Raw genomic sequence first — 12,774 nt, forward strand, 5'->3', positions numbered from 1 at the left:
GATCAAACTCTCCAACAAAATCTGGCTCCAACTGGCAGACTCTCCCCGACGGGATCGGAGCAGAGCCCACAAAATGAACTGGCACAAACCGCCAGAACAAGAAAAAATAGCTCGACACACTGTTGAGTTCTCAAAAGACACCCGCACACCGTCACCGAATCTCGAGGGATTCGCGCTCGGGGGCGTCGTCTGCCGTTACCCTACCCGGCCGAATCGGCCGGAGGCAACTTTCTTATCTTACGCGACTCCACCGGCCTGGTCAAGCGCCGGGGTCCCGCGCCGATCCTCATCGCCCCTCGCGGGTCGGTGTGAACCGATTGTCGTCGCCGTCTGCGGTCTGACTCTGGGCCGGAGATTCCGTCCCGGTCTGTCGTGCTGACCGCCGTGGCGACGAGGAGAAAGTTACACACACGCTTCGGAGGGCCTGAAACCGGGGGGTCGTTCTGAGTGTTCCCGCAGGTCAGCACGGGTTCGAGAGAAGGACGGGCGCGAGGCGTTCCCCGCCCCCCTCCGCGGCCGCGCGGGCTCGCCGGGGCGCCCGACCCGGGAGCGACGAGGGCCCGGTGCCCCCTCGGAAGGGGTCGCCGGCCCGGAACGACAGCACTGTGATCTCGACGACCTCAGGTCGTGACGCGCACTCCCGCGAGGTTCCGCTTGCCCCGCCGCAGCACCAGCCATCCCCCGGCGAGGACGTCCGCGCCCGAGGGCCGCCACTCCTCGTCCGGGACCTTGGTGTTGTTCACGTACGCGCCGCCCTCCTTGACCGCACGCCGCGCGGCGCCCCTGGACTCGACGAGACCGGTGGCGACGAGCAGGTCGACGATCGTGGGCGAGTCCGCGCCCGCAGCCGGGCCCACCTCGGTGGTCGGCACCTCGGCCATCGCCGCGGTGAGGGTGCCCGCGTCCAGCTCACCGAGCTCCCCGCGCCCGAACAGCGCCGACGACGCCGCGATCACCTGGTCGGTCTGGTGCTGCCCGTGGACCAGCGTGGTCAGCTCGGCGGCCAGCCGCTTCTGGGCCGCCCGCAGGTGTGGGCGCTCCGCGGTGTCCGCCTCCAGCGCCTCGATCTCCTCCCGCGACAGGAAGGTGAACATCCGCAGGTACCGGCCCACGTCCGCGTCCGCGACGTTCACGAAGTACTGGTACCAGGCGTACGGCGAGGTCAGCTCGGGGTCGAGCCAGATGTTGCCGCCCCCCGTGGACTTGCCGAACTTGCGGCCCTCGGAGTCCGTGACCAGCGGCAGCGTCAGCGCGTGCGTCGACGCCCCCTCGACGCGGCGGACGAGGTCCGTCCCCCCGACGATGTTGCCCCACTGGTCGGAGCCGCCGATCTGCAGCCTGCAGCCGTACCGGCGGAACAGCTCGAGGTAGTCCTGGGACTGCAGCAGCAGGTAGCTGAACTCGGTGTAGGACAGCCCGTCCGCGGCGAGCCTGCGTTTGACCGTGTCCCGGGCGAGCATGACGTTGACCGAGAAGTGCTTGCCGACATCCCGCAGGAACTCCAGCACCCCCTGGCCTCCGGTCCAGTCCAGGTTGTTCGCGACGACCGCGCCCGTGGGCGTGTCGTCGAAGGCGACGAACCGCTCCAGCTGGCCGCGAATCCTCGCCGCCCACTCGACGACGGTGTCCACGCTCTGCATCGACCGCTCCCCCACGTCCCGGGGGTCGCCGATCTGTCCGGTCGCGCCGCCCGCGAGGACGATCGGCCGCGCCCCCGCCTCCTGGAACCGCCGCAGGGTGAGCAGCGGGATGAGGTGGCCGGCGTGCAGGCTCGACGCCGTGGGGTCGAACCCGCAGTAGAGCGTGAGCGGCTCCGGTCCCCCGAGGTCCTTGCGCAGGGCGTCGAGGTCCGTGCTCTGCGCGATCAGGCCGCGCCACTCCAGCTCGTCGAGGATGCTCACGCCGCGATTCTCCCCGACCCGGCGGCGGTCCCGCCCCGAGGCCCCGGGCCCGGGGCCGGTCCCCACCCGCTCAGGTCGTGCTGCGGGCCCGGGGTCGGTGCCTGCGGTACGGGCTGACCTCGGGTGCGCCGTCGATCCAGAACCGCCACGGGAGCTCGTGCGCGGCGGCCACACCGACCCGCGGGCCGGACCGGATCCGTTCCGGCGCAACGGGGTCACCCGCCGTGATGCGGACGGGCGAGTCCCCCGAGATCACGTCGAGACCGTTGTGCCCACGGCCCAGCCCGAGCAGTGCGGCGAGCCGGGCGGGGCCCCGCGCCAGCTCCGCGTCCGTGCGCGCGGTGGGCCTGCGGACCCGCGCGACGCCCACGTCCGACACCACCCGGCCCGCCCGCAGCAGGACCGCGCCCGCCTCGCCGTCTCCGAGGCAGGACACGTTGGCGCAGAAGTGCATCCCGTAGACGAAGTAGACGTAGAGGTGTCCCGCCGGACCGAACATGACCGCGTTGCGCGGGGTCCTACCCCGGTAGCTGTGCGACGCCGGATCGTCCGACCCGCGGTAGGCCTCCACCTCGACCAGCTCGACGGCGACCGTGCCGTCCGGCGTGTCCGCCTCGACCGTGCAGCCGAGCAGCCGACGGGCGGCGGGCACCACGTCTCCGGCGAGCTCGGCCCGCGCGAGTGCCCGCCCAGTCCCGCCCGCGTCCGCTCCGGCCGGTGTCAGGCGGTGGTCCAGGCTCGGTGGTCCGCACTCGTCAGACGGAGCCGGTCCAGCTGTTCCTCGACGCGGACCCGCGCGGTGCCACCCCGGGCGTCCCGGCTCGCGATCGAGCCCTCGACGGTCAGCACCTCGCGCACCGCCGGGGTCAGGGCGGGGTGCACCCCGGCGAGCTCGGCGTCCGACAGGTCCTCCAGCCCGACCCCGCGGGACTCCGCCGCGCGCACACAGCCACCGGCGGCCTCGTGCGCCACCCGGAACGGGACGCCCTGGCGCACCAGCCACTCGGCGATGTCCGTGGCGAGGGTGAAGCCCGCCGGGGCGAGCTCGGCGAGCCGGTCGGTGTGGAAGACCAGCGTCTCGACCATCCCCGACACCGCGGGCAGCAGGACCTCCAGCTGCTCGGCGGAGTCGAACAGCGGCTCCTTGTCCTCCTGCAGGTCCCGGTTGTAGGCGAGCGGGAGGCCCTTGAGCGTGGCCATCAGGCCGGTGAGGTTGCCGATCAGCCTGCCCGCCTTGCCGCGCGCCAGCTCCGCGACGTCCGGGTTCTTCTTCTGCGGCATGATCGAGCTGCCCGTGGAGAAGGCGTCGTCCAGCGTGACGTAGGAGAACTCCGCGGTGGCCCAGAGGATGATCTCCTCGGACAGCCGCGAGAGGTCCACCGCGACCATCGCCAGCACGAACGCGGCCTCGGCGGCGAAGTCCCGGGCGGCGGTCCCGTCGATCGAGTTCTCGGCGGAGGAGTCGAAGCCCAGCTCCGCGGCCACGGCCTCGGGGTCCAGGCCCAGCGACGACCCGGCCAGCGCACCCGACCCGTAGGGCGAGACCGCCGCGCGCCGGTCCCAGTCCCGCAGCCGCTCGACGTCTCGGACCAGGGCCTGCGCGTGTGCTCCCAGCTGATGCGACAGCAGCACCGGCTGCGCGTGCTGGAGGTGGGTGCGGCCGGGCATCGGCGCGTGGGGGTACGCCGTGGCCTGCGTGACCAGCGCGTCCACGACGTCCAGCACCCCGGCCCCGATCCGCCGCGCCGCATCGCGCAGCCACATCCGGAACAGGGTGGCGACCTGGTCGTTGCGGGAGCGGCCCGCGCGGAGCTTGCCGCCCAGCTCGGGCCCGGCCCGCTCGATCAGGCCGCGCTCCAGGGCGGAGTGGACGTCCTCGTCCTCCTGGGCGGGCAGGAAGCTCTCGGCGAGGACGTCCGCCTCCAGCTTCGTCAGCGCCGCGAGCATGCCGTCCAGCTCGGTGTCGCTGAGCAGGCCGGCCCGGTGCAGCACCCGGGCGTGCGCCTTGGAGCCGCGGATGTCGTACGGCGCGAGGCGCCAGTCGAACTGGGTGGACTTGCTCAACGCGGCGAGCGCGTCCGCCGGGCCGCCCTGGAACCGGCCGCCCCACAGCGCCATCAGTCGGTCCCCGCTTCCAGCGCCGCCGCGTCCAGCGAGGACTCCGAGTCCCGCTCGACGTCCGCCGCCGCGATCCGGTCGAACCCGCCCGACGGCAGCTCACCGAACAGCGTGCCGTGCTCGACGAGGACCGTGCCCTGCTCCTGCGGCTGGCCCGCGTAGGCCTCCAGCTTGGCCCGCGAGTCCGCGATGTCGAGGTTGCGCATGGTGAGCTGGCCGATCCGGTCCGTGGGGCCGAAGGCGGCGTTCTCGACGCGCTCCATCGACAGCCGGTCCGGGTGGTAGGAGAAGCCGCTGCCCTGGGTGTCCAGGATCGTGTAGTCGTCCCCCCGCCGCAGGCGCAGCGTGACGGTGCCGGTGACCAGCGAGGCGATCCAGCGCTGGATGGACTCCCGCACCATCAGCGCCTGCGGGTCCAGCCAGCGGCCCTCGTAGAGCAGCCTGCCCAGCTTGCGGCCCTCGTTGTGGTAGTTCGCGACCGTGTCCTCGTTGTGGATGGCGTTGACGAGCCGCTCGTAGGCGGCGAACAGCAGCGCCATCCCGGGCGCCTCGTAGATGCCGCGCGACTTGGCCTCGATGATCCGGTTCTCGATCTGGTCCGACATGCCCAGCCCGTGGCGCCCGCCGATGGCGTTGGCCTCCAGCACGAGCGCGACGGCCGAGTCGAAGCGCCTCCCGTTGATCGCGACGGGCACCCCGGCCTCGAAGGAGACCGCGACGTCCTCGGACTCGATCGCGACCGACGGGTCCCAGAACTTCACGCCCATGATCGGCTCGATGGTCTCCAGGGACACGTCCAGGTGCTCGAGGGTCTTGGCCTCGTGCGTGGCGCCCCAGATGTTCGCGTCCGTCGAGTACGCCTTCTCGGCGGAGTCCCGGTAGGGCAGGCCGTGCGCGGTGAGCCACTTGGACATCTCGTCCCGGCCGCCCAGCTCGGAGACGAAGTCCGCGTCCAGCCAGGGCTTGTAGATCCGCAGCTCCGGGTTGGCGAGCAGGCCGTAGCGGTAGAACCGCTCGATGTCGTTGCCCTTGAAGGTGGAGCCGTCCCCCCAGATGTTGACGTCGTCCGCCTGCATCGCGCGGACGAGCAGCGTCCCCGTGACGGCCCGGCCCAGCGGGGTGGTGTTGAAGTACGTGCGACCGCCGGAGCGGATGTGGAAGGCACCGCAGGCCAGCGCGGCCAGGCCCTCCTCGACGAGCTGCGGCTTGATGTCGACCGCGCGGGCGATCTCGGCGCCGTACTGCTTGGCGCGCGTGGGCACTCCGGAGATGTCCGCCTCGTCGTACTGGCCGAGGTCGGCGGTGTAGGTGCACGGGATCCCGCCCTTGTCGCGCATCCAGGCGACCGCCACGGAGGTGTCGAGGCCCCCGGAGAAGGCGATGCCGATGCGCTCGCCCTTCGGGAGGGAGGTCAGGACCTTGCTCACGGGTGGGGTGCTCCTCGCTTGAGTTCGATGCCGTCGGGATGGCTGCGGTCGGGGCGGTGCAGGTGTTGCAGGTGGTGGGCGAGCTCGGCGCCGGTGAGCGGCTCGCGGGCGGCCACGAAGACCGTGTCGTCCCCCGCGATCGTGCCGACGACGACGCTCAGCGCCGCGCGGTCGAGTGCACTCGCAAGGTAGTGCGCGGCGCCCGGCGGGGTGCGCAGGACCGCCAGGTTCCCGGTGGAGTCCACCGAGACGAGCAGCTCGGACAGCAGCCGCTCGAGCCTGCTGGTGCCGCCCTCCACACCCCGGACGGGGCTGCCGTCCTCGGGGATGACGTAGGCGGGGGTGCCCCCGTCCGCACCGCGCAGCTTGACCGCGCCCAGCTCGTCCAGGTCACGCGACAACGTGGCCTGGGTGGTCTCGATGCCGGCCTCGACCAGCAGGCCGAGCAGCTCGCTCTGGCTGCGCACCGTGTGGCGCGACACGAGCTCGATGATCAGGCCCTGGCGGGCCGCCCTGGTCGAGGCCGTCATGCCCGTCGGGGGTCCAGCAGCCACGCCAGGAGCGCCTTCTGCGCGTGGAGCCGGTTCTCCGCCTCGTCCCAGACCGCGCTCGCCGGGCCGTCCAGGACCTCGTCGGTGATCTCGTCCCCGCGGTGCGCGGGCAGACAGTGCAGGACGATCGCGCCGGTGTTCGCCCTGGCCACCAGGTCCGCGTTGATCTGGTGGGGCCGAAACGGCGCCACGCGGTCCAGCCCGTCCGCCTCCTGGCCCATCGAGACCCAGGTGTCGGTGACGAGCACGTCCGCGCCCTCGGCCGCGGCCTGCGGGTCCGGGACCAGCTCGGCCGAGCCGCCGGTGCGCGCGCCGTGCTCGGCCGCGGTCTTGACCACGTCCGAGTCCGGCTGGAACCCCGGGGGTGCGCTGATGCGCACGCGCATGCCGGCCACGGTCCCGCCGATCAGCAGCGAGTGGGCCATGTTGTTCGCGCCGTCGCCGAGGTAGGTCAGGGTCAGGCCCGCGGTGTGCCCGAAGCGCTCGCGGATCGTCTGCAGGTCGGCCAGCACCTGGCAGGGGTGGAACTCGTCGGTCAGGGCGTTGACCACCGGGACGCTCGCGGCCGCCGCCATCTCCTCGATGCGGCTCTGACCCGCGGTGCGCCAGACGATCGCGTCCACGAACCGGGACAGCACCCGGGCGGTGTCGCCGATCGTCTCGCCGCGGCCGAGCTGGCTGCTCCCGGAGTCGAGGATCACCGGCTGCCCGCCGAGCTGGGTGATGCCCACCTCGAACGAGACCCTGGTCCTGGTCGACGCCTTGTCGAACACCACCGCGACCGGGCGGGGGCCCTCCAAGGGGCGCGCGGCGAACCGGTCCGCCTTCAGCTCGGCGGCCAGCGCCAGCACCTCGGCCTGCTCGGCCGCGGAGAGATCGTCGTCTCGGAGGAAGTGGCGGACCATCACACGCTCCCCAGGATCCCCGGCAGGTCCGTCAGGAAACCGTGCGCCTGCTCCGTGGTGAGGACGAGCGGCGGGGCGAGCCGCAGCCGGTCCGGCGTCGGGTTGTTGATCAGGTAGCCGGCCTCGCGGGCGGCGGCCAGCACCGCGGCCGACTTCGCCTCCGCCAGTCCGACCCCGATGTGCAGGCCCGCTCCGGACACGTCCGTGACCAGCGGCATCCCCTCGAGACCCGCGCGGATCTCCTTGCCGAGGCTCGTGACGTGCTCCAGCAGGTTGTCGTTCTCGATCGTGGCGAGCACCGCGAGCGCGGCGGCGCAGCTGACCGGGTTGCCGCCGAACGTGGTCCCGTGCTGGCCGGGCTCGAGCAGGCTCGCGGCCGCCCCGATCCCGATGCAGGCCCCGATCGGCAGTCCGCCGCCGAGCCCCTTCGCCAGCGTGACGACGTCCGGCACGATCCCGACGGTCTGGTGGGCGAACCACGCGCCGGTGCGCCCGATGCCGGTCTGCACCTCGTCCAGGACGAGGAGCGCGCCCTTCGCGGCGGTGATCTCGCGGGCCGCGGCGAGGTAGCCCTCCGGGGGCACGATGACCCCTGCCTCGCCGAGGATCGGCTCCAGGAAGACCGCGGCGGTGGTCTCGTCCACCGCGGCCTCGAGGGCGGCCACGTCCCCGAACGGGATGTGCTCGACGCCGGGGGGCATCGGCTCGAACGGCGTGCGCTTGGCGGGCTGTCCGGTCAGCGCGAGCGAGCCCATGGTGCGGCCGTGGAAGGCGTTCTCACACGCGATGATCTTCGGGCGGCCGGTGCGCCGCGCGATCTTGAACGCGGTCTCGTTCGCCTCCGCACCCGAGTTCGAGAACAGCACCCGCGCGCTGTCCTGGCCCAGCAGCGCGGTGAGCCGCTCGGCGAGCTGCACGGGCGGCTCGGTGATGTAGAGGTTCGAGGTGTGCCCGAGAGTGGAGATCTGCCGGGTCACCGCCTCGACGATCGCCGGGTGGGCGTGGCCCAGGGAGTTCACCGCGATCCCACCCAGCAGGTCGAGGTACTCCTTGCCCGCGTCGTCCCACACCCGCGCGCCCTCGCCGCGCACCAGGGTGAGCGGCGGGGTGCCGTAGTTGTTCATGAGCGCGGACTGCCACCGCGCGGCGTACTCGGTCATGAGGGGACCACCATCGTTCCGACACCTTCGGAGGTGAACACTTCGAGCAGCACCGAGTGCGGCACCCGCCCGTCGATCACGTGCGCCTGCGGGACCCCGCCCGTGACCGCCCGCAGGCAGGCCTCCATCTTCGGCGCCATCCCGCTCTCGAGCTGCGGGAGCATCGGCTCCAGCTCGGCGGCGGTCAGCTCCGAGATGATCGACTCGGGGTCCGGGTAGTCCGCGTAGAGGCCCTCGACGTCCGTGAGCACCACGAGCTTCGCGGCGCCGAGCGCGGCCGCCAGCGCGGCGGCCGCGCTGTCGGCGTTGATGTTGTAGACCTGGCCCGCGCCGTCCGGCGCGACGCCGGCGACCACCGGGATCCGGCCCGCCGCCACGATGTCCAGCACGGCGGCCGGGCTGACCTCGACGACGTCTCCCACCAGGCCGATGTCGACCTCCTCGCCGCCGACGAGCGCGGTGCGCCTCTCCGCGCGGAAGAGCCCGGCGTCCTCCCCGGACAGGCCCACGGCGTACGGCCCGTGCTGGTTGATCAGGCCGACCAGCTCGCGCCCGACCTGCCCGACCAGCACCATCCGGACGACATCGATCGTCTCCGGGGTGGTGACGCGCAGCCCGCCCCGGAACTCCCCCGGCAGGCCGAGCCGCGTGAGCATCGCGCTGATCTGCGGGCCACCGCCGTGCACGACGACCGGGTGGATGCCCGCGAGCCGCAGGAACATCATGTCCTGGGCGAAGGCCTGCTTGAGCTCGTCGTCGATCATGGCGTTGCCGCCGTACTTGACCACGACGATCTTCCCGTGGAAGCGCTGCAGATAGGGCAGGGCCTCGGCCAGGACAGCCGCCTTCTCACCCGCGCGCTGGATCCTAAGAGGAGTAGGCACTGTTCTCCTCCACGTAGGCGTGCGACAGGTCGGTGGTGAGGATCTCCGCCTCGCCGCCGCCGAGCCCGAGCGCGACCTCGACGAGGATGTCCTCACCGGACAGGTCCGCCAGCGAGCGGTCCCCCGCGGCCACCCCGCCGGAGCAGAGCAACACGCCGTTGATCGTGACGTCCAGCTTCTCCGGGTCGAGCTCGGCATCGGCGTAGCCCGCGGCCGCGGCGACCCGGCCCCAGTTGGGGTCCGAGCCGAACAACGCGGTCTTGACCAGCGAGTCCCGCGCGACGGTCCGCGCGACGGTCACCGCGTCCTCCTCCGACGCGGCACCGGTGACCCGGACCGTGACCCGCTTGGTCACGCCCTCGGCGTCCGCCTGCATCTGCTTCGCCAGGTCCTTCGCGACCTCGGTGAACGCCGCGGCCAGCTCCTGCTCCGTGGGGGTGATCCCCGAGGCGCCGGAGGCCAGCACGATCACGGTGTCGTTCGTGGACATCGAGCCGTCGACGTCCAGTCGGTCGAAGCTCACCCGCACCGCGGCCCGCAGGGCCGCCTCGAGGGTCTCCGACGTGGCCTCCGCGTCCGTGGTGAGGACCGAGAGCATCGTGGCCATCGAGGGCGCGATCATCCCGGCGCCCTTGGTGATCCCGCCGACGGACCAGCCCTCGCGCTCGGCCAGCGCCTGCTTGGCCACGGTGTCCGTGGTCATGATCGCGGTCGCCGCGGCCAGCCCGGCCTCGGGCGTGGACTCCAACGACCCGGCCGCCTTCTCCACCCCGGCGAGCAGCACGTCCCGCGGGAGCTGGGCGCCGATCAGCCCGGTGGAGCAGAGCGCGACGTCGATCGCGCCGAACCCCAGCACCTCGGCGGCCTTCTCCGCGGTGGCGTGCGCGGTCTGGAAGCCCTCGGGGCCGGTGCACGCGTTCGCCCCGCCGGAGTTGAGCACGACCGCCCGCAGGCTCCCCGCGGCGAGGACCTGCTGCGACCAGAGGACGGGTGCCGCCTTGACCTTGTTGCGGGTGAACACCGCGGCGGCGGTGTCCGACGGCCCGTCGTTCACGACGAGCGCGAGGTCCGGCTTGCCGGAGACCTTCAGTCCGGCGGTGATGCCGGTGGCCCGGAAGCCCTGGGGATGGGTGAGGCTCACGGCGCGATCCCCGTCTGCGGAAGGCCCGTGGTCTCGGGGAGACCGAGGGCGAGGTTCATGCACTGGACGGCCCCGCCCGCGGTGCCCTTGGCCAGGTTGTCGATCGCCGCGACGACGACCAGCCGCCGGGCGTCCGCGTCCACGGCGACCTGCAGGTGCACGGTGTTCGAGCCCGTGGTCGCCTTCGTGGTGGGCCACCGGCCCTCCGGCAACAGGTACACGAAGGGCTCGGCGGCGTACGCCTTGTCGTAGACCTCGCGGGCATCGGCACCGTCCCCGGTCAGGGGCGCGGTGCAGGTGGCGAGGATGCCCCTGGGCAGGGGCGCGAGGACGGGGGTGAAGCTCACGCTGACCGGCCTACCGGACACCCCCGACAGGTTCTGCGCGATCTCCGGCGTGTGCCGGTGGGTTCCCCCCACCCCGTACGCGGACAGCGAGCCCATGACCTCCGCGCCGAGCAGGTGCGGCTTGAGCGACTTGCCCGCACCGGAGGTTCCGGTGACCGCCGTGATCACCACGGACGGTTCCACGATCCCGGCCGCGAGGGCGGGTGCCAGGGCGAGGGACGAGACCGTCGGGAAGCAGCCGGGGACGGCCACCCGGGTGGTGCCCCGCAGCGCGTCCCGGGCGCCGGGGAGCTCGGGCAGGCCGTACGGCCAGTGCCCGGCGTGCTCGCCGCCGTACCAGCGGTCCCAGGCCGCCGAGTCCTGCAGCCGGTGGTCCGCGCCGCAGTCGACGACGAGGGTGTCCTCCCCGAGCTGCGCCGCGATCTCCGCCGACTTCCCGTGCGGCAGCGCCAGGAACACGACGTCGTGCCCGCCGAGTACCTCCGCCGTGCTCTCGCCCAGCACGCGGTCCGCCAGCGGGGGGAGGTGGGGCTGGAACTCCCCGAGTCGTCGGCCGGCGTTGCCACCGGCGGTCAACGCGCCGATCTCCACGTCGGGATGGGCCAGGAGGAGCCGCAACAGCTCTCCCCCGGCATAGCCACTCGCTCCTGCGACCGCGATCCGTACCACGCGGATGATTATGCAGAGTCGTGGAAGCTCATGCAAAGGGATTCCCGGTTTACCCTCGCCCCATGACCTCGCTGGTGACCGCGCTGCGGTCCGCGTTGGCGCAGGCCGCCGATCCCGAGCAGGCGCCCGCCATGCAGGCGTACATGAAGTCGGACATGCCCTTCCGCGGTGTGCCCCAACCGGTCCGGGCCCGGATCCTGCGCGAGTGCGTCGCCGAGGACCCCCCGGCGACCCCGGGCGTGCTGGCCGCCGTCGCGGAGGCGCTGTGGGACGGCGCGGAGTTCCGCGAGGAGCGCTACCTCGCCACCGCGCTCGTCGGGTACCGGTCCTACGCCCGGTGGCCGGACGCGGACTGGCTGCCCCGCTACCGGCACTGGGTGGTGTCCGGGGCGTGGTGGGACCACGTGGACGAGATCGCCTCCCGGCTCGTCGGGGCCCTGGTCCGGGCGGACCCGGACCGGGTCGTGCCGGTGATGCGGCGGTGGGCCACCGACCCCGACCCGTGGCTGCGCCGGGCCTCCATCATCTGCCAGCTGCAGTCCAAGGAGGCCACGGACACGGGCCTGCTCGCGGACGCCATCGAGGCGAGCCGGAAGGACGAGGACTTCTTCCTGCGCAAGGGCATCGGGTGGGCGCTGCGCCAGCACGCCCGCACCGACCCGCTATGGGTGCGGGAGTTCGTCGAGGCCCACCCCGACCTCTCCCCGCTCTCCCGCCGCGAGGCCCTCAAGCACCTCTAGTACGCGCCCGCGTCGATGTCCTCGATCAGGGTGGGGCCGGTGGGGTGCCAGCCCAGGAGCTCACGGGTGGCGGTGCTCGTCGCGGACATCTCCATGCCGAAGAACCCGCCGATGAAGCCGAAGTGGGCCACGGCGTCGTCCGGGTCGATCGAGCGGACCGGGAGGCCGTGGGCGCGGCCGATCGCCTCGGCGATCGCGCGGGTGCTCACCCCCTCCTCGGCGGCGGCGTGGACGCGGGCACCCGCGGGCGCCTTGGCCAGCGCCAGCGCGACGAGCCGTGCCGCGTCGGACCGGTGGACCGCCGACCAGCGGTTCGCGCCCTCCCCGACGTAGCCGGAGACGCCCTTCCCCCTGGCCACGGCCGTGAGGTAGGAGACGAACCCGTGGTCGCCCGCGCCGTGGACGGTCGGCGCGAACCGCAGCGCGACGCTGTGCACGCCGCGCTCCACGAACTCCAGCGCGAGGTTCTCGGCGCCCCCGCGCGGCGACGCGGGGCCATGGGCCCGTGAGGGGTCGGTCTCGGCGGCGGGCCGGTCGGGGGCGAGCGCGGCCACACCCGAGGCGATCAGGAGCGGGCGCCCGGACCCGGCCAGGACCTCGCCGAAGGTCTCGACGGCGGCCCGCTCGGCGGCGTTGGACGCCGCCACGTCCGACCAGTCGTGCTTGTTGGCCAGGTGCAGCACCGCCTCGGCCTCGGCGGCGCCCGAACGCAGCCCGGCGAGGTCGTCCAGGTCGCCCCGCCGGACCCGCACCCCCTGCTCGGCCAGAGCCGTGGCGGCGGCGTCCGACCTGGCCAGGCCGGTGACCTCGTGCCCGGCCGCGAGCAGCTCGGTGACGGCGGCGGAGCCGATCCAGCCCGAGGCCCCGGTGACGAAGACGCACATGATGTCCTCCACGTGATGATGTCGGTTACTGACATCACCCTACGCCT

12 protein-coding genes are annotated in these 12,774 nt (G+C 72.9%); 1 reads left to right on the forward strand and 11 read right to left on the reverse strand.

Features of this window, described 5'->3' with window-relative positions:
• Positions 1-620: 620 nt before the first annotated feature.
• The 10 genes from tyrS to argC form a co-directional block, all read right to left on the reverse strand.
• Positions 621-1,901, reverse strand: coding sequence for a tyrosine--tRNA ligase (tyrS, locus tag ABD993_RS22940; RefSeq protein ID WP_345422111.1), 1,281 nt, complete (start codon positions 1,899-1,901; stop codon positions 621-623).
• 70 nt (positions 1,902-1,971) lie between these two features.
• Complete coding sequence (locus ABD993_RS22945) at positions 1,972-2,553, reverse strand: DNA-3-methyladenine glycosylase (protein ID WP_425569111.1); 582 nt, start codon at positions 2,551-2,553, stop codon at positions 1,972-1,974.
• A gap of 68 nt (positions 2,554-2,621) precedes the next feature.
• On the reverse strand, positions 2,622-4,019 hold the full coding sequence (gene argH, locus ABD993_RS22950) for an argininosuccinate lyase (protein ID WP_345422114.1): 1,398 nt from the start codon (positions 4,017-4,019) through the stop codon (positions 2,622-2,624).
• Entirely contained in the window at positions 4,019-5,446 is a 1,428-nt protein-coding gene (gene argG, locus ABD993_RS22955) for an argininosuccinate synthase (RefSeq protein ID WP_345422116.1), read from the reverse strand. The genes argH and argG overlap by 1 nt, the downstream gene beginning before the upstream one ends.
• On the reverse strand, positions 5,443-5,976 hold the full coding sequence (locus tag ABD993_RS22960; protein WP_345422119.1) for an arginine repressor: 534 nt from the start codon (positions 5,974-5,976) through the stop codon (positions 5,443-5,445). The genes argG and ABD993_RS22960 overlap by 4 nt, the downstream gene beginning before the upstream one ends.
• Complete coding sequence (argF, locus tag ABD993_RS22965) at positions 5,973-6,902, reverse strand: ornithine carbamoyltransferase (protein ID WP_345422121.1); 930 nt, start codon at positions 6,900-6,902, stop codon at positions 5,973-5,975. Before argF ends, ABD993_RS22960 begins: the two co-directional genes overlap by 4 nt.
• Positions 6,902-8,062 carry an acetylornithine transaminase gene (locus tag ABD993_RS22970; protein WP_345422123.1) on the reverse strand — a complete coding sequence of 387 codons (1,161 nt, stop codon included), beginning with the start codon at positions 8,060-8,062 and terminating at the stop codon, positions 6,902-6,904. Before ABD993_RS22970 ends, argF begins: the two co-directional genes overlap by 1 nt.
• On the reverse strand, positions 8,059-8,946 hold the full coding sequence (gene argB / locus ABD993_RS22975; protein WP_345422126.1) for an acetylglutamate kinase: 888 nt from the start codon (positions 8,944-8,946) through the stop codon (positions 8,059-8,061). Before argB ends, ABD993_RS22970 begins: the two co-directional genes overlap by 4 nt.
• Positions 8,930-10,087, reverse strand: a complete 1,158-nt coding sequence (gene argJ, locus ABD993_RS22980; protein WP_345422129.1) for a bifunctional glutamate N-acetyltransferase/amino-acid acetyltransferase ArgJ — start codon at positions 10,085-10,087, stop codon at positions 8,930-8,932. Before argJ ends, argB begins: the two co-directional genes overlap by 17 nt.
• Entirely contained in the window at positions 10,084-11,103 is a 1,020-nt protein-coding gene (gene argC, locus ABD993_RS22985) for an N-acetyl-gamma-glutamyl-phosphate reductase (RefSeq protein WP_425569112.1), read from the reverse strand. Before argC ends, argJ begins: the two co-directional genes overlap by 4 nt.
• A 62-nt stretch (positions 11,104-11,165) precedes the next feature.
• Between argC and ABD993_RS22990 the strand changes: the two genes are divergently transcribed.
• Positions 11,166-11,843 carry a DNA alkylation repair protein gene (locus ABD993_RS22990; protein WP_345422132.1) on the forward strand — a complete coding sequence of 226 codons (678 nt, stop codon included), beginning with the start codon at positions 11,166-11,168 and terminating at the stop codon, positions 11,841-11,843.
• Here the strand turns inward: ABD993_RS22990 and ABD993_RS22995 are convergent.
• On the reverse strand, positions 11,840-12,727 hold the full coding sequence (locus ABD993_RS22995) for an NAD-dependent epimerase/dehydratase family protein (RefSeq protein ID WP_345422135.1): 888 nt from the start codon (positions 12,725-12,727) through the stop codon (positions 11,840-11,842). The genes ABD993_RS22990 and ABD993_RS22995 overlap by 4 nt on opposite strands.
• Positions 12,728-12,774: the final 47 nt, after the last annotated feature.

Origin of the sequence: Pseudonocardia xishanensis, from assembly GCF_039541715.1 — a bacterium.
Classification (GTDB): domain Bacteria; phylum Actinomycetota; class Actinomycetes; order Mycobacteriales; family Pseudonocardiaceae; genus Pseudonocardia; species Pseudonocardia xishanensis.